Annotated in this window: 16 protein-coding genes, 1 tRNA gene and 1 other RNA gene; 12 read left to right on the top strand and 6 right to left on the bottom strand. The window is 38.7% G+C overall.

Annotation, left to right across the window (positions count from 1 at the left end; translation table 11 throughout):
• Positions 1–44: 44 nt before the first annotated feature.
• Both AC2SLL_RS06885 and AC2SLL_RS06890 read left to right on the top strand, forming a co-directional pair.
• Positions 45–563, top strand: coding sequence for a helix-turn-helix domain-containing protein (locus tag AC2SLL_RS06885; RefSeq protein ID WP_486530417.1), 519 nt, complete (start codon positions 45–47; stop codon positions 561–563).
• Positions 551–1,390: an IS3 family transposase gene (locus AC2SLL_RS06890; RefSeq protein WP_486530951.1), complete on the top strand. Its 840-nt coding sequence runs from the start codon at positions 551–553 to the stop codon at positions 1,388–1,390. Before AC2SLL_RS06885 ends, AC2SLL_RS06890 begins: the two co-directional genes overlap by 13 nt.
• A gap of 82 nt (positions 1,391–1,472) precedes the next feature.
• Here AC2SLL_RS06890 and AC2SLL_RS06895 read toward each other — a convergent pair whose 3' ends face one another.
• The 3 genes from AC2SLL_RS06895 to AC2SLL_RS06905 all read right to left on the bottom strand — a co-directional run bounded on the left by AC2SLL_RS06895 (position 1,473) and on the right by AC2SLL_RS06905 (position 3,310).
• On the bottom strand, positions 1,473–1,838 hold the full coding sequence (locus tag AC2SLL_RS06895) for a DUF423 domain-containing protein (RefSeq protein ID WP_486530952.1): 366 nt from the start codon (positions 1,836–1,838) through the stop codon (positions 1,473–1,475).
• A gap of 12 nt (positions 1,839–1,850) precedes the next feature.
• A complete protein-coding gene (gene rpoH / locus AC2SLL_RS06900) occupies positions 1,851–2,717 on the bottom strand; it encodes an RNA polymerase sigma factor RpoH (protein WP_486531103.1) in 867 nt (288 codons plus the stop codon).
• Between the two features lie 203 nt (positions 2,718–2,920).
• A complete protein-coding gene (locus tag AC2SLL_RS06905) occupies positions 2,921–3,310 on the bottom strand; it encodes a sulfurtransferase TusA family protein (protein ID WP_486530953.1) in 390 nt (129 codons plus the stop codon).
• 576 nt (positions 3,311–3,886) lie between these two features.
• Here AC2SLL_RS06905 and AC2SLL_RS06910 point away from each other — a divergent pair.
• Positions 3,887–5,605, top strand: coding sequence for a M48 family metalloprotease (locus AC2SLL_RS06910; RefSeq protein WP_486530954.1), 1,719 nt, complete (start codon positions 3,887–3,889; stop codon positions 5,603–5,605).
• An 85-nt stretch (positions 5,606–5,690) separates the two neighbouring features.
• On the opposite strand, the gene AC2SLL_RS06915 is transcribed toward AC2SLL_RS06910, so the two are convergent.
• On the bottom strand, positions 5,691–6,140 hold the full coding sequence (locus AC2SLL_RS06915) for a GatB/YqeY domain-containing protein (RefSeq protein WP_486530955.1): 450 nt from the start codon (positions 6,138–6,140) through the stop codon (positions 5,691–5,693).
• Between the two features lie 357 nt (positions 6,141–6,497).
• Entirely contained in the window at positions 6,498–6,713 is a 216-nt protein-coding gene (gene rpsU / locus AC2SLL_RS06920; protein ID WP_486530956.1) for a 30S ribosomal protein S21, read from the bottom strand.
• 463 nt (positions 6,714–7,176) lie between these two features.
• On the opposite strand from rpsU, the gene AC2SLL_RS06925 reads away from it, so the two are divergent.
• The 3 genes from AC2SLL_RS06925 (at position 7,177) to AC2SLL_RS06935 (ending at position 9,427) form a co-directional block, all read left to right on the top strand.
• Positions 7,177–7,812, top strand: coding sequence for a c-type cytochrome (locus AC2SLL_RS06925; RefSeq protein WP_486530957.1), 636 nt, complete (start codon positions 7,177–7,179; stop codon positions 7,810–7,812).
• Between the two features lie 144 nt (positions 7,813–7,956).
• Positions 7,957–8,997 carry a tRNA (adenosine(37)-N6)-threonylcarbamoyltransferase complex transferase subunit TsaD gene (tsaD, locus tag AC2SLL_RS06930; protein ID WP_486530958.1) on the top strand — a complete coding sequence of 347 codons (1,041 nt, stop codon included), beginning with the start codon at positions 7,957–7,959 and terminating at the stop codon, positions 8,995–8,997.
• A gap of 58 nt (positions 8,998–9,055) precedes the next feature.
• Positions 9,056–9,427: a CrcB family protein gene (locus AC2SLL_RS06935; RefSeq protein ID WP_486530959.1), complete on the top strand. Its 372-nt coding sequence runs from the start codon at positions 9,056–9,058 to the stop codon at positions 9,425–9,427.
• 205 nt (positions 9,428–9,632) lie between these two features.
• On the opposite strand, the gene AC2SLL_RS06940 is transcribed toward AC2SLL_RS06935, so the two are convergent.
• Complete coding sequence (locus AC2SLL_RS06940; protein WP_486530960.1) at positions 9,633–10,571, bottom strand: LysR family transcriptional regulator; 939 nt, start codon at positions 10,569–10,571, stop codon at positions 9,633–9,635.
• 676 nt (positions 10,572–11,247) lie between these two features.
• Between AC2SLL_RS06940 and nhaA the strand changes: the two genes are divergently transcribed.
• The 6 genes from nhaA to AC2SLL_RS06970 all read left to right on the top strand — a co-directional run bounded on the left by nhaA (position 11,248) and on the right by AC2SLL_RS06970 (position 16,281).
• Positions 11,248–12,447: a Na+/H+ antiporter NhaA gene (gene nhaA, locus AC2SLL_RS06945; RefSeq protein ID WP_486530961.1), complete on the top strand. Its 1,200-nt coding sequence runs from the start codon at positions 11,248–11,250 to the stop codon at positions 12,445–12,447.
• Positions 12,448–13,090: 643 nt separating this feature from the next.
• Positions 13,091–13,480 carry an MliC family protein gene (locus AC2SLL_RS06950; protein ID WP_486530962.1) on the top strand — a complete coding sequence of 130 codons (390 nt, stop codon included), beginning with the start codon at positions 13,091–13,093 and terminating at the stop codon, positions 13,478–13,480.
• A 242-nt stretch (positions 13,481–13,722) separates the two neighbouring features.
• The gene (locus AC2SLL_RS06955; RefSeq protein ID WP_486530963.1) at positions 13,723–14,196 is read left to right on the top strand and encodes an MliC family protein; all 474 of its coding nucleotides are present in this window, start codon (positions 13,723–13,725) and stop codon (positions 14,194–14,196) included.
• A gap of 147 nt (positions 14,197–14,343) precedes the next feature.
• Positions 14,344–14,698, top strand: an RNA gene (rnpB, locus tag AC2SLL_RS06960) — RNase P RNA component class A.
• A 330-nt stretch (positions 14,699–15,028) separates the two neighbouring features.
• A tRNA-Met gene (locus AC2SLL_RS06965) sits at positions 15,029–15,105 on the top strand.
• Positions 15,106–15,468: 363 nt separating this feature from the next.
• Positions 15,469–16,281 carry an ABC transporter permease gene (locus AC2SLL_RS06970; RefSeq protein ID WP_486530964.1) on the top strand — a complete coding sequence of 271 codons (813 nt, stop codon included), beginning with the start codon at positions 15,469–15,471 and terminating at the stop codon, positions 16,279–16,281.
• Positions 16,282–16,287 lie beyond the last annotated feature (6 nt).

The raw sequence follows: 16,287 nt of genomic DNA on the forward strand, positions 1-16,287 counted from the left end.
TGAACTGACCCCCAAAAGTTGGACACAACTTATGGGGTATTTTTATGCGTTACAATCTAGATTTTAAGATCAAAGTCATAGGATACTATAAGCAAGGACATACCGGTCATGCCACAGCAAAGAAGTTTAAAGTGAATCCAAGATTTGTAAGTAAATGGGTCAAGCAATATCAAAGCGGTGGTATAAAGGCTATTAAGCCAAAGACAAGCAAAGCCAAATACAGTAGTGAGTTTAAACTTAACGTACTAACAACGATGCTTACCCAAGGCCTAAGTCAATTGGAAGTTGCTCTAAGGTATAACATCAGCTCACCAGCTTTAATCAGCCAGTGGCACAAAGCTTATCGACTACAGGGTATGTCTGGACTCATATCTAAACGTAAAGGTAGAGCGGCCATGAGCAAACCATTTATCACAGACAAACCAGATGATGAAAAGATATTAGCAGAGCTGAAACGTGAGAATGAATATCTTCGTGCGGAGAATGCCTACCTAAAAAAGCTCGATGCCTTGCTCAGGGAGAGGGAACAAGCCGAGACAAAGCAAGGCTCATCGAAGGACTAAGGGATAAATATTGCATATCAGCTTTACTTAAGATAGCTGATATGCCTAAAAGTGTCTTTTATTACCATAGGTGTCAGTTTGATGCTGAAGACAAATACGCTGATTTAAAGCAGCGTATCATCGAGCTATATTACCAACATAAAGGTCGGTATGGCTATCGTAGAATCACAGCCGCATTAAAGCAGTTAGGCATGCATCATAACCATAAGCTTATTGCCAAGCTTATGAAGCAGTTAAATCTTAATGCGAAGATCAGAAGAAAGAAGTATCGATCCTATAAAGGTCAACAGGGAAAAATAGCAAAGAACTATTTAAAGCGTCGCTTCCATGCTGGTAAACCCAATAAACGCTGGTTAACAGACATTACTGAGTTTAAGGTGGGTGACAATAAATTATATCTATCTCCGATTCTTGATTGCTATAATAATGAAATAGTCAGTTATACCTTATCTAAAAGACCAACCTATGATGTGGTAAGTAAAATGCTAGATTTTGCGCTAGATAAGACGAAAACAAGTCGTCATAAAAAGTTAATGCTTCACTCTGATCAAGGCTGGCATTATCAAATGAAGCCTTTTAGAAAGACGCTTAAAAAGCATAAGATAAGACAAAGCATGAGTAGAAAAGGCAACTGCATAGATAATGCGTTAATGGAGAGCTTCTTTGGCACACTGAAGTGTGAGACCATCTATATTGAAAAGCCTAAAACTATTGATGAACTAGAAAAGCAAATTCATGAGTACATTCATTATTACAATCATGAGCGTATTCAGCTTAAACTTAAAGGACTGAGTCCTGTGAAGTACAGAATTCAGTCCTTGAGATAGACTTAAACCGTCCAACTTTTGGGGGTCAGTTCATTTAGATTAAAGTCTTTTTTCAATCAATAACCGGGATTTAAAAGTCTAACTATATAGAACTTAATCGAAAGCTTGTTACGGCAAGCCAAACCCAGCCCAATATCATTAACGTACCACCAATAGGGGTAATCGCTCCAAACCATCTAGGTGCGCCTAGGGCCATGACAAATAGACTGCCTGAAAAAATGATTATACCAATTTGTATCAGCCATGCAGTAGCTTGAGTAGTGTAATTAAGCTTTATAAGAAGCCCAACGATTAAAAGACCAAGCGCATGATAAAAAAAGTATTGGGAGCCAGTTTGCCACCAAGCAAATTGCTCAGCAGTAGCGCTACTTTTAATACCATGAGCACCAAAAGCACCAAGCGCTACTGAAATAGCTAGATTGACTGAGGCTATACCAACCCAATTCATAACTCCACCATATTAGTCAAAATCTTCGTTCGGCATAATGACACTGTCAATAGTCATTGCTTCTTTGATTTTTTCCATTGCATTTTTTTCAATCTGACGCACGCGCTCAGCTGAAATATCGTAAACCGCTGCTAGCTCATGCAGTGTAGACTTTTGCTCAGACAGCCATCGCTGCTCAACAATATCACGTGAGCGCTCATCTAAAGTATTCATTGCATTCATCAGTGCATTGGTATTATTTTCTTCCCAATCGGCATCTTCAACCATCTCAGCAGGATCCACACCGTCTTCTAAGAACAACTGCGGTGCATAATGTCCATCATCTTCATCACTGGATTGGGCTTCGAATGAGGCATCATAAGAAGTTAACCTAGACTCCATCTCTAAAACCTGTTTACGAGTAACATTTAAGTCTTTAGCAATGGCATCTGCTTCTTCAAGGGTCAAGCGATTATTGGTTTTTTTAAGACTCCGCAGGTTAAAGAAAAGCTTACGATGTGCTTTAGTGGTCGCTACTTTTACAATGCGCCAATTGCGAATCACAAATTCATGTATTTCAGCTTTAATCCAATGTACCGCAAAAGATACCAATCGTACCCCTTTATTAGGATCGAATCGTTTTACTGCCTTCATAAGGCCAAGATTACCCTCTTGAATCAGGTCGGCCTGAGGCAAGCCATAACCCGAATAACTTCGAGCAATATGTATGACGAAACGCAAGTGAGACATGACCAAAATTCGGGCAGCATCAACATCACCCTCATTATAATAGCGGTGTGCTAGCTCTTGTTCTTGTTCGGTGGTTAAAATTGGAATTTGGTGAACGGTATTAATATAGGCACCTAAGTTAACACCTGGTGCGGTTAAGTTGACAGGCATTGCAGGAACAAGATCACGAGTGCTAGTATTGGGATGTTCACTTACCCAATTATTTTCTGTATCTTCCGATACTACATCAGCCAGCGATGCTTTAGTATTAGCTGGAGTATTTAGCTGCGTTGCATTGTTTTTTGTATGAGTTGTCATGAAATGACCTTGCGACTATTAATCTAATTAATGTCTATTGTAAAGGATAGTTACCCCTAGTTACCATCTGTTTTGGTAATGATGACGTGAAAGATTGTATCGAGTTTTTCCAATCTATTATCAAAGGTATCTACACTGGCGATACTTGATTGAGTGCTCAATAGGATATCAAGCCCGGTTTGATGACAAAATGCAGCAAGATCAAGCTGAGAATTTGGGTCAGTAGCCAGAACATATATACTTTCGCCTACAGACATAGATCGTAAAGTGATTTTTGTTTTAAGTAACGGTAGGGGGCAGGCAAGCCCTAAGCCATCCACTAATGCAGTGATATAGCAGGGTTTTTGCAGCCTATCAAGAGTGAGTTTATCAGAGTGCTCAAGAGACTCAATACATCGGCTTACAAGAGCGTGTTGCTTAGTGTCGGATAGTTCTATATGTATCATAAGGGGAGTCATTAATGGTTTACTCAAGACGTATAGCAATGAGTATTTTAACAGTTGATTTATGTAAAAGTTAAATTATATACAAAATGACGTATTTTTGAGCATCCTGCTAGTTTTAAAAATTATTATGACCTACTGTCAACTTTTAAAGTGGGAAAACTCTAAATTAGTAAGGTTTTAAATTTTAGGTAAAAGAAAGAGAGATACTAGGTTTTGGCGTGAGTCTGATCGTTGCGGTTCACTATATTAGTGAGCCCTATCCCTGAAATTTACTACTAAATCTTAAAAGGCAGGGAATCATATAAAGTTACATATGTGATAGGGTTGTATAAGGTTTTATCGCTATGATGATTGTTTGAGGTTAGGTCTTTGTTTAGGTTTAGATCCTCGTTTGAGTTTAGCGGATCGTCTGAGTTCAGATAGTTATTTTAGCTTCAATGATTCCCAAAGTTTACAATAAACTAGCGGTAACTTTTTAGAGTGATTAAATAATAAAATATATAAAAGTTTACCAATGAAAAAATATCTGATACGCCTTAAAGTATACAGACATAAATACAAGAGCAAGGTTCTATAATGAAAAATATTAATAAATTTGAACCTGTGAATAATGAACCGCTTAACAGTAAAGTCCATTATACACGATTGAAACATACAGATTCTAATAAGCTTCAAGCTGTGCTTCTGATTGTACTGCCGTTTTTAACCAGCAACAGTTATGCAGGCGTTCCACCGCAAACAACCTATACTCAATCAATATCGTTTAGTGATTATTCAGTTGAGGCTAATGGCAATCCACAGGGACCAAGCTATGAGTTACCAGAGCTTAGCGAGGGTGGGCGATTTATTGAGCAAAATAGACACAAAGCGTTGGGCGAATGGTCTTTGCGACAACTAAATGCGAATGCGCGCATGTTAGACGATGCTTGGTCGCAAAGTATGCTTGAGTCTTTAGCGTGGCAAATTAATGCACAAGCTCGACAGCATGCACCGTTGGCTTTAGTGGTGGTCAACAATCCATCGATAAATGCCTTTGCCATTCCTGGTGGTGTTATGGGGATTAATACAGGTACAGTTTTGGCTGCTAATAGCATTGATGAAGTAGCTAGCGTCATTGCTCATGAGGTTGCTCACTTGAGCCAGCGTCATTATGAGCATCGAGATGAGGCTAATAGAAAAGCTCTGTTGTTACAGGTTGGTGGACTATTGGCTGCTATAGCTGCTTCAATGGCTGATGGCGATGCTGCAGCTGCTATTATGATGGGAAGTCAAACGGCAGCGATGGATAGTCAAATGTCTTTTAGTCGCAGTAATGAGCGTGAAGCGGATCGCATTGGTATGCAACTAATGGCAAAGTCTGGATATTATCCTAGAGCAATGCCTAGATTTTTTTCCACATTGAATAAAAAATCGCATCTCAATATGAGTAAGCAGGCGTTCTTACCGAGTTTTATTATGACCCATCCGCTGAGCTCTGAGCGTTTAAGCGAGGCCCAGAGCCGAGCAAATCGCTATAAAACAACACATTTTAGCAAGCTATATGGGCAAGATGATTTTGAGTTGCTTAAATGGCGCACAAAAGTTTTAACCAAACAAACTAACGAAGCAGAGCTGTTTTCAGCTGCTCAATCAAGTAAAGGTGCGCAGCTTGCTTTGGCTTATTGGTATGGCACGCAGGGACGTTATTCAGATTGTGAGCGTATTCTTAATAAATTAAAGAAAAGTTTGGGTAACTCAAGCCTAGATAGTAAAACTATTCATCAATCAAGTGTTGAGATACTACTTGCTATCACTAGGGCACAAGTTTCTGGTATGCGAGGAGAGTGGCAGCAGGCTGAAATGATTTTGAAACCTTATTATCAATTATATCCTGAGCGTCAAGACCTGCGCTTATACTTAGCTGATATTTGGTTGCAACTCGGAAAACCTACAGAAGTGTTAGCAAGTTTGAAACCTATGATGCATAATCGGCCCCATGATGTGGCCATACTCTCTAGAATGCAGCATGCGTATGAAGTGATGGCTGCACAGAACTCTGACTCAGATACAATGATGGCAAGAATTGCCACTATTAATGCCTTGCGCTATCGAGCGCAAGGGGAGTTATGGAAAGGAAAATATAATGATGCATTAGTGTCTTTAAAACAGGCAAAGACTTTGAGTGAGGGTAGTATAAACAAGAGTACAGATAGTAAAATCATGAGTAACAGTGGCGCTTATAATTTACGCCCCTTGTTAGCAAATATTGATAGTGAGATTGAAGCCGTAAAAATGGCTAGAGATTTTCGGCCCTAACCATTATTAGACAGTTATCTATTAGTTAGTTATCTATTAGGCAACCGTTAGAGAATTATTGGATAGAACGACAAGGCAGTATTCGTTAATTCATAAGTGCTTTTTTAACTAATTGAGAAATCAAGGCAGGATCCGCTCGGCCCGCAGTTTTAGCTTTCAACGCACCCATGACTTTGCCCATATCTTGCATAGAGGCGGCTCCTTGAGACGCAATTTCTTCTGACACCAAAACGTTTAGCTCTTCTTCTGTGATTTGTTGCGGCATAAATTCATTAATAATATCAATTTCAAACTGTTCTTTTTGAGCCAAATCATCACGCCCATTGTCTTTAAAGACAGTTAATGATTCTTGACGCTGTTTAAGCTGCTTTTGTAAAATTTCTAATACACCTGCATCATCCAGTTCGATTTTTCGATCAATTTCAATTTGTTTGATAACGGACTGAACATTGCGAAGTACTTTGACCTTTTCAAGCTCACGAGCTTTCATAGACGTTTTAACTTGCTCAGTAATCTCTTTTTTTAATTGGCTCATTGTGAATCCTTTATTGTCATTAACTTTTATGGTAATCGAAACGCTAGAAGGCAGTACCGTATAGATAGATGTTATAGTCAATGTAATTATTAACGGTTATTGGGTTAATCTTACCTGCTTTAATTCATCAGCTATTAGCACTCAATCAGTTCAGCATAAATACTCAGTTCCATTATAGATATTTTAGACTAATTCGACTATGTCGTGTTTAAAATAAATGGATCATGTTGATAAAATTTTAGCATAAAAAAACCACCTTTATTATGACGTCATAATCACATATTCAGTGACAGTAACGACAAAATAAGGTGGTTTGTAATCAACATCTAATCAGACGAAACTGATTAGTAAATTTGATTAGTACATACGTGTAGTACGAATGGACTCACGTTGCAGCTTTTTAGCGTAACGCTTAACGGCTGCTGCCTTCTTACGCTTACGCACTTGCGTTGGTTTTTCATAAAATTCACGCTTACGTACATCGCCTAAAACACCTGCTTTTTCACAAGCACGTTTGAAACGACGAATAGCGATATCAACAGGTTCGTTTTCTTTAACCTTAACTGAAGGCATGCAGACTCCTTGGATTAGTCATAATTGAATTTTAGAGACAGGTTACATTAGCAATGCTGTAATAGTTGAAATATAGCCACATGGTCTCAATAAGTTGTGGCATCAGCTCTTGCTAGAATCAAACTTTCAAAAACTAAAATAAGTACTAGACTCATAAATTATTTAGTAAGGGCGAGATTATACTATAGAAGCAATATAAAGGTCAATGGGTAAAATTTGAGGATGATGGGCTCGTCCTCATTATCAAGACATTGCGACCAAACACAGCCTATAAAAAATCCCTTAATTTTTATAGGTGTTTAAATAGGTATGTGGTATTATAAATCTACAAAATAAACTAACAAAACCATTGTTTTTAGCCCGCTTGTCAGTGATTAACGGATGGAAAGAGTTTTATTGGTTGCACGGTAGAAATGCAATTAATAGGGTTAACGCTGATAGGCTAGCCTTTTAGGAGATAGGTATGTCAGTTATCGCTCAGTTAAATAAAAAGCTTGGTCAGTCTTCTGGTCGCACCTTGACATTATTATCAGTAATGCTCAGTACCAGTTTAGCTTTGACAGCCTGTAGTAGTGGGGAGGAACACCATGAAGCCAGCGCTGTCGATAAAGTTGAAGAAGCAGCTGAAATGGCTAAAAAGAATGCGCCAGAACCAGTCAAATTAGAGCTGGATAACGTCAATATTGACGCTGGCAGTGAGGGTGGTGATACTCCTAATAATACAGATGCTACTGATACTGAGGGTACCAATACTGGAGTGGGTAATGGAGAGGGCGAGTCAACTGATGGTGCCCAGACCGAAGATAGTAATACAACAAATGCGCAACCAGCAACTGCAGCGGACTCTACATTATCTGCTGATGCGGGGAAACAGCTTTATGAAAAGGCTTGTAAAGCCTGCCACGCAACTGGCTTATTAAATGCACCTAAACTTGGTGATAAAGAAGCTTGGGCGACTCGTACAGCAGCTAATGATAAAGCAACTTTAGTAAAACACTCTGCTGAAGGGTTCAATCAAATGCCAGCTCAAGCAGTTAATGGCGTTACAGTTGAACAAGTAGCCGCAGCTGTAGATTATATGATTCAACAATCTAGCTGATATCATTTCGCATACGTTGGTGTGATGGACTGATTATTGACCTAAAAATAGTAGGCTTATTCTGCTAAACTACCATCATTACAGTCTTGTTTTGATGGTTTTTTTTAATGGCGATATTTTTTTTATTATATTCAAAGGTGATGCTTGAAAGTTTTAGGTTTAGAGACATCGTGTGACGAAACAGGTCTGGCTGTATTTGACAGCGAGAGAGTGAACCATGACGGTAATGGCTTACTGGGGCAGGTACTGTATTCCCAAATCGAGCTGCACGCTACCTATGGGGGTGTGGTGCCAGAGCTTGCCAGTCGTGATCATATTCGCAAACTTGTGCCACTTTTTAATGAGCTATTGGCGCAGTGTCAGATTAGTAAGCATGAAATTGATGCTATTGCCTTCACTAAAGGTCCTGGGCTTATCGGTGCCCTTATGACGGGTGCTTTATTTGGGCGTAGCTTGGCTTATGCTTTGGATATCCCCGCAATTGGCATACATCATATGGAAGGTCATCTGTTGTCCCCTCTATTAGGTCCTAAGCCACCTAAATTTCCTTTTGTGTCGTTACTTGTGTCAGGCGGACATACCTTGCTTGTATCAGCGCATGCGATTGGCGAATATGAGATATTAGGCGAAAGTATTGATGATGCGGCCGGTGAATGTTTTGATAAAATGGCTAAAATGTTAGGGTTGCCTTACCCTGGCGGGCCGAATGTTGCTAAACTTGCAGAATCAGGTAATCAGATGGCATATGATTTGCCAAGACCAATGCTACATAAAGGATTAGATTTTTCATTTAGTGGTATGAAAACTGCTGTTCACAATTTAATCAAAGATACCAAGGGATCTGAATCGGATGAAACAGTGCGTGCCGATATTGCTGCCAGTTTTCAGCATGCAGTGGTGGATACCTTGGTCAAAAAGTGCATAAAAGCATTAAAGCAAACAGGTATGAAGCAGTTGGTTATTGCCGGTGGTGTGAGTGCTAACCTGCATCTTCGTGAAACGTTGGAAGCTGAGCTGGCTAAGATAAATGCAACGGTTCATTATGCCCCGTTAGAATTATGTACAGACAACGGAGCAATGATTGCTTATGCAGGGTATCAACGCCTCAAAGCCGGTCAATCAGATGATTTAACGGTAAAATGTGTGCCGAGATGGGATATCAGCGAATTGCCATCATTAACCTAAAAACCTTAGTTGAGACAGAGCACTTAGCGCTCAGTCTAACTATCAAAGAGAAATGTCGATGCAATGGATAGCAGTTGGGTTGGGTGCAGCGATTGGGGCGTGTTTGCGAGCATGGTTGGCAAAGTTTAATTTAGTACACGGTTGGGTACCCTTTGGTACGCTTGGCGCAAACATTTTGGGTGGCCTGCTTATTGGTATGGCGATGGTTGTGTTTATTAAAATGGGCGAAACATGGCACCCTAATATTAAACTTTTTATAATCACTGGTTTTCTCGGCGGGCTGACCACATTTAGCAGCTTTAGTAGTGAAGTGTTTGGCTTACTTAATGAGGGTAAAGTAATACCCGGTCTAATCTTAATAGGGCTTCATGTTGGGTTAACACTGATTGCTACGGCAGTGGGCTATTATAGCATTCGCCTGCTACTCTAGTTGAGTTACAGCTATGAGTCATTGATAGCAAACAAGATAGAAAGCGGCTGTTTAGTCAGCGATTATTGTTAATAGCGCCTGTCTAAAAGATGCCTGCCTTGAAAGTGACCGTCTAGAAAGTGAGCATTTAAAAAAGTGCCTCACTAGATAGTTTGAGGCATTCGCGTTGTCATAAGTGCCCTGATCTGTTTACTGATCTACCCAGTTAAGGTTTGACTAAGCTCTCTAAAAGTTCTGCAAACCCCTGCATGAATGCGACTTCTTGGCTAGCCTGACGAGTGGCAGCAAAAAGTTGGCAATAGACCCCGCCTCTTTTATTATCATCAAGTTGCCTCGCTCTTTCAGACTTCGTTTTTGACGCTATTAAAGGTCTGGTTACTACCCATCCTTTTTTCTCATATTCTGCCCCCACCCAATCTGGAAGAGCAGCAACACCACGTTCACTTGCAACTAACTGGATTAACATTGCTGTTAATTCAGTGGTTCGAATATTGGCAAAGCTAACGTTTGCAGGAGTCATAAACTTTTGAATCACATCTAGCCTTTCAGCTTCTACTGGGTAAGCGATGAGAGTTTGGTCGACTAAATCTGTTGGCACAATTTCGTCTTTGATGGCGAGCGGGTGTGTTGGAGAAAGTACTAAGCGGCTTTCGTAATTAAATAATGGTTGATAACTGAGGCCCTCAATATCTAAATTACTCGTGGTTATTAATAAATCAATATCCCCTTCTAGTAATAAATGATGGGGCTCAGGCTCAAAACCTGTGGCAAAGTCAAGCTCTACATCAGACCACTCTCGGCGGAACTGATTGAGTATTGGCATAAGCCAGTCGAAGCAACTGTGGCATTCAGAAGCTAAGCGCAAACGTCCCGCTTGACCATGTGCCAAACGTTTTAGATTGTTTTTGGTTTTTATCACTTGCGGTAGAATATTATCAGCCAGCTTTAGTACTAATGTACCTGCTGGGGTAAAGGTTAATGGGCGAGTTCTCCGATTGACCAATCGCACCCCATAATAATTCTCTAACTCTTTAAGTTGATGCGACACTGCAGAGGCAGTAACGTGTAACTCATCTGCAGCAGCAGCCAGAGAGCCGTGAGCGCGAAGCGCAGTCAATGTTTGTAAATGTCGAAGTTCGAGCATATTTTAAGTCGTTTTATATCATGAAGCGTGTAGGCGTTATTGGTTTATAAATTCTGACGTTGGTTGTTGTACAGTTGATTCAATAATAATATAGCTATCGAATAGAACCTTCACAGTATCTGTTAAAAAATATCAATATTAGCGCAGTTAACATCATAGTTCGTAATCAGCATAAGTTACTGCGATTTGGCTTATTTATATATAAGTTCGGATATAAGTTCGGATTCAATGCCAGTCTAAAATGAATTGATTATAGTATGAAACCTGAAGTGGATAGGCTCAGCCTCTATTAGGAAATGTATCAATTTAAATTGGCTTTATCTCCTTAGTATTTAAGCACGCATCTTTAAATTTTTGTACAAAAAATGATTATAGCACGAGTTACTTAGCCATTTTAGAGTGAGCATTTTCAGGCAGTATGCGAATAAGTTTGAGTCACTGATTAAAATTAAGGCACTGATAGAGCATTTTATTGTTCGTCGCTCATATCGTACTCATATTGTATTTGTATAAAGCCATATATAAGTCATTTTTAGGAGTAAACGATGTTATTAACAAACGATTTATAGCGCCTTACAACATTTTTCTGCTACCATATTTAGAGATTTTATACTCAATAAATGTTAACACGTTGGCTAGCCATCATGCTAACCGAATAAAAAGTGAGAAAGGATAAATGGGGATACAAAAGATAAAACATTTTTTCTCGTCTGAGGCAGCAGGTGGTATTGTTCTTGCTTTTGCTGCATTTGCAGCTATGGTCATTGCCAATTCGCCATTGCATAATTGGTATGAGTCATTTATTCACGCGCCAGTTGCAGTGCAAGTGGGCGATCTGGTTATTAATAAAGATGCTCATCACTGGATTAATGACGGTTTGATGGCAGTATTTTTCTTTTTAGTTGGTTTAGAATTAAAGCGTGAAGTATTAGTGGGTGAACTATCTAATATAAAGCAGATTATTTTACCAGCGGCGGCAGCGGTTGGCGGTATGATTGTACCAGCGATAGTATATGTTGCTTTCAACTATCAAAGTTCGGACTACTTAAAAGGATGGGCTATTCCAGCCGCCACCGATATTGCCTTTGCTATTGGTATTTTAAGTTTACTAGGGAGTCGCGTACCAAATTCTTTAAAAATTTTCCTAGTATCAATCGCAATTTTTGATGACATTGGGGCAATTTTAATTATTGCTTTATTTTATACCAGTGATTTATCCCTGAACTCACTGTTAGTAGCTGGTGCTTGTTTGCCATTCTTGTTTTTGCTGAATCGCCGTAATGTTACCTCTATTACTGCGTATCTGTTTTTTGGCATTATTATGTGGGTAGCCGTTCTTAAATCAGGGGTGCATGCTACACTGGCAGGTGTAGTGCTATCTTTGTTTATCCCAATGAGTGATCGTGATGACCCTGAACATTCGCCGCTTGAAGAGCTAGAGCACGATCTACATGGTACGGTTGCTTTCGCAATTTTACCGCTGTTTGCTTTTGCGAACGCGGGCATCTCTTTGCAAGGTGCAGGTATAGATCAGCTGTTTCACTCAGTACCACTAGGTATTACCGCAGGCTTATTTATTGGTAAGCAGGTTGGCATTATGCTGATGTGCTGGGTTATTATAAAGTCTGGTATGGCTAAATTACCAATGGGCACTAATTTTAAACAACTTTATGGAGTGTCTCTCCTTTGCGGTGTCGGATTTACCATGAGTTTATTTATTGGGGGTCTGGCATTTGGCGGTGCGACAGCAGGATTCGATGAGCGGCTTGGTATTATCATGGGGTCAATCATATCGGGCATAGCTGGTTATTTAGTATTAAAATCTGTGCTAAAAGATGAAGAAGATGAGATAACTATTGACTTAACAAAGGCCTAATTAAAGTTTGATTACAGAGTGGTCTTAGTTAGAAAGGCAGCAAGGAAGAATAATTCCCTTGCTGCCTTTTTTATAGCCTGTTATAAGTCATGTTTTGTAATAACTTATTTTAAGGCGATTTTTTAGATGTGGAAGAAGCCAAATAATACTTACGAAAAAGATAGTTGTTAATCCAAGTCCTCAACAAATTCAGATTAGTATCTATCATAAATTTAAATCTTAATTTTTAATTAGATAATACTAAGATTAATTAGGTAGTAATTAATCCTGTCCGTTATCCATCAATATCAAAATAGGTAAATTATCTTAAAAAACTAAAAGGAAGGAATGATATCTACTTTTTATTGAATTATTTAGTTACATTTATATATGTTTGATAAACAAAAGAATGATGTAGATAACAAGTGATTACAGCATCTATTTCATAGGTTAAATATACTTATAAAACTGTTGGTATTTAATTAAATATAAACCTTTATTTTTACTCAAATGACTTAACATTTTATAAATATAAGAGAGTCAATGAATATCCTCATGTATGTAAGTAAAAAATAAGGGAGATGCCACGGTTTGTATTTCAAAATTTTGAGAAAATTCAAAATTTCAATTTTCTTTTACTTTCAACATAATTTGGAATAAATTTATGAAAAAGTTCCTATCTGTTCTTCCTCTCAGCTTTATGCTTGCAGCCTGTGCTACTGGTCCTGTCGAAGCCGTTCAGAACACTACTGATAAAGCGTACGATAGAATGATGCCAGAACAGTTTGTATGTCAAGATAATGCAACTTTGCAAGTTAAGTACTCGATTGATGGTTCACAATCTACGATTAACGCTAATGTACCCAAGGCCAAATGGAATAATCAAACAATTATCTTAGATGAAGCTGTAGCTGCTTCAGGTAGTCGCTATGTAAACAGCGATAGCGACAATGTCGAATATGAATGGCATTCTAAAGATAATATGGGCATTTTCAGTATGATGTGGAAAGATGGAAAAACTTCTTATAGTGTAAACTGTGAACGAGCTTCATAAGTTTTGATAGGATGCCTAATTAACATTAACCGTAAGATTTTAAGCTTAAAACAGTCGCTAACTTTAGCGGCTGTTTTGTTATATATCCAGTAAGAGTTTTGATTCATAGCTTTTCCTATCCAGTTATCTAGTAAATATATTAACAAGTGGTTACATTTGGATTTCTTTTACTCATCTATAATCTTTTAGTAAACTATGGGCTTTATATTTAAACTAATGAACATCTAATTTAGGAAAGTATTATGAATAAGTTATTTACTATAATTTCATTTAGCTTCGTGCTGGCAGCTTGTGCTACTAACACTCCTGTTACATCAGCAGAAGTAGCAAATGAGACAATGTTAAATGAAGCAAGTGAAGAAGTCGCTGATGCCTCAATTGAATCAACGATAGAAGCAGAAGTTGCCGTTGAAGCGGATGAGATATATTCAGGAGATATTCCAGAGGATTTTCAGTGTGAACATGGCGCAAGTGTGCACGTTAAATATTCTAATAATGGCGAGCAGGCTACTGTTGAGGGTAATGCGCCAAAAGCAAACTGGAATAGTGAAACTCGTATACTCACACAAGATGTAGCGGGTTCTGGTGTACGCTATATTAATAACGATGATAAAAGTGTCGTGTATGAATGGCACACTAAAGGTGATATCGGCGTATTAAGCTCAACGTGGGTTAATGGTAAAACTTATAGTGTGAACTGTGAAGCTGTCCGGTAAATCAAATAGTTTAACGTACAGTGATTATTAGTAATCTTATTTAGCATTAACTTTTAAAAGCAGTCGCTAGTTTCAGCGGCTGTTTATTGTATGTGCAAATAAATATATAGGCTATCAATTTTGAGATACTCTGTTATAATACGCGGCTTGGTAAACCAGACGATCGCCGTTATGAATAGCATAAGGGAGGAAAGTCCGGGCTACATAAGGCAGCGTGCCAGCTAACGGCTGGGCGGGGTAACTCGACGACAAGTGCAGCAGAGAGAAGACCGCCTTTTAGCTTTAGGGTTAATCGGTAAGGGTGAAAGGGTGTGGTAAGAGCACACCGCATGGTTGGTAACAATTCATGGCAAGGTAAACTCCACGCGTAGCAAGACCAAATAGGTGTCCATTACTTGTCGCCTGCAGGGGACACGGGTAGGTTGCTCGAGCGTACTGGCAACGGTGCGCCTAGATGAATGATCGTCCACGACAGAACCCGGCTTATCGGTTTACCAAACTTTTAATGTATCAAATTTATTTAAGAACCTGTATTTATAAGCTAAAGTTAGCAAGTTTTCAGAGTAAAATAGTTCAATACGAGGCGAGGCACCGTCAAATTAAAAGCGCAGGTTGAATAGTCATTATTCTATTTAATCCTAATTTTAATGAGGTAGTGAATTGTTTTAGGCGAGAATAGCCCATGATAGGTTGTGAGTACAGGTTCTAAGTTTCAAAGTATAAAATTTTAAGATATCAAATATTAGGTTACCGTTTGCTCCGAAACTCTAAAATTATTTTAGGTTAGGGGTTGACGAACTCCTATAATTTGGGGATAATACCGCCCTTAAATGGCGATGTAGCTCAGCTGGTTAGAGCGCACGACTCATAATCGTGAGGTCAAGAGTTCAAGTCTCTTCATCGCCACCATATTCAGTACTTATAATTTAAAAGCCAGACTTTAAAAGCCAGTTACTGCACTATAAAGATGCAGGAAACTGGCTTTTTTAGATTTAAATTTGCACCTCACTCATTATTTAATCTAGAATAGACTATTTGTTCCAGATATATTGCCATAATTATTCAACTCTGTACTCAATAACATTATTTCTTGTAAGTTACTCATCACCGTCTTATTATATAGCCTACCCAAAGGGCTATGATAGATTTCATATACTTTTTAATTTAAATTAACTCATTAAAGTTAAAAAATTGTAATCAATAGTTTGCTTATGCTAGGAGCGCAATTCATACTTCTAATGATAAATTTTATCGAAATATAATAAGCATGATATGTCAGTAAAGTTACCTCCTTATCGTCCCGTTCGTCACCGTAGTGGTCTTAAAGTTATGGGTGCTGCTTTTCATGCCTTACTGATGCGTGAGTTGCAAACTCGTTTTGGTGGGTATCGTTTGGGGTATCTATGGGCGCCCTTAGAAGTGTTGTTTGAAGTTGCTATTTATTTATTGATTTTTGGTGTCGTTTTACAGAGGGCCTTGCCGGGCATGGAGTATACTCTTTTTTTGGTAACTGGCATGGTCCCTTTTAGGATGTTTCAACGCATTTCAATTCGATCATTAGGTGCGGTTGCAGCTAACCAAGGGTTATTGATGTACCGTTCCATAAGACATATTGATGTCATTATTGCTCGATCCGTTTTAGAGCTAATAATTTATTTTTTTACCTCTATTCTATTACTTGCGGGTCTCGCGTTTTTTGGGGTTTATGCAAGCTTATCTCAATTACATATTGTTATATTCTGTTGGCTAACACTGTTTATCTTTAGTTTTGGTGTTGCTTTGATAATGATGGTGCTCGGCTTTTACGGGGGTGAAATCAGCAAGGTCATCACTATTATTTTTACCATTTTATATTTTGCATCAGGGGTTATTTATCCTATTCATATTATTCCAGAACCATATCTAAGTTATCTGTTATACAACCCATTTATTCATAATATTGAATTGATAAGGCACGCCTTTGCGCCAGGTTATCCCGCTTATCATATCGATATAACCTATTTTCTTAAGTGGATGGTCGGGGTTAATTTCTTAGGGTTATTGCTATACAAGTTCACAGAAAGAGATATGATTCGATCACGATAGGTGGAA

The organism is Psychrobacter sp. CX97 (assembly GCF_057396285.1).

Excerpts from the sequence above, each read along its gene's own strand:
- AC2SLL_RS06885 (WP_486530417.1), top strand. The coding sequence starts at position 45 with ATGCGTTACAATCTAGATTTTAAGATCAAAGTCATAGGATACTATAAG.
- AC2SLL_RS06895 (WP_486530952.1), bottom strand. The coding sequence starts at position 1,838 with ATGAATTGGGTTGGTATAGCCTCAGTCAATCTAGCTATTTCAGTAGCG.
- rpoH (WP_486531103.1), bottom strand. The coding sequence starts at position 2,717 with ATGCCTGTCAACTTAACCGCACCAGGTGTTAACTTAGGTGCCTATATT.
- AC2SLL_RS06905 (WP_486530953.1), bottom strand. The coding sequence starts at position 3,310 with ATGATACATATAGAACTATCCGACACTAAGCAACACGCTCTTGTAAGC.
- AC2SLL_RS06910 (WP_486530954.1), top strand. The coding sequence starts at position 3,887 with ATGAAAAATATTAATAAATTTGAACCTGTGAATAATGAACCGCTTAAC.
- AC2SLL_RS06915 (WP_486530955.1), bottom strand. The coding sequence starts at position 6,140 with ATGAGCCAATTAAAAAAAGAGATTACTGAGCAAGTTAAAACGTCTATG.
- rpsU (WP_486530956.1), bottom strand. The coding sequence starts at position 6,713 with ATGCCTTCAGTTAAGGTTAAAGAAAACGAACCTGTTGATATCGCTATT.
- AC2SLL_RS06925 (WP_486530957.1), top strand. The coding sequence starts at position 7,177 with ATGTCAGTTATCGCTCAGTTAAATAAAAAGCTTGGTCAGTCTTCTGGT.
- AC2SLL_RS06935 (WP_486530959.1), top strand. The coding sequence starts at position 9,056 with ATGCAATGGATAGCAGTTGGGTTGGGTGCAGCGATTGGGGCGTGTTTG.
- AC2SLL_RS06940 (WP_486530960.1), bottom strand. The coding sequence starts at position 10,571 with ATGCTCGAACTTCGACATTTACAAACATTGACTGCGCTTCGCGCTCAC.
- nhaA (WP_486530961.1), top strand. The coding sequence starts at position 11,248 with ATGGGGATACAAAAGATAAAACATTTTTTCTCGTCTGAGGCAGCAGGT.
- AC2SLL_RS06950 (WP_486530962.1), top strand. The coding sequence starts at position 13,091 with ATGAAAAAGTTCCTATCTGTTCTTCCTCTCAGCTTTATGCTTGCAGCC.
- AC2SLL_RS06955 (WP_486530963.1), top strand. The coding sequence starts at position 13,723 with ATGAATAAGTTATTTACTATAATTTCATTTAGCTTCGTGCTGGCAGCT.
- AC2SLL_RS06970 (WP_486530964.1), top strand. The coding sequence starts at position 15,469 with ATGTCAGTAAAGTTACCTCCTTATCGTCCCGTTCGTCACCGTAGTGGT.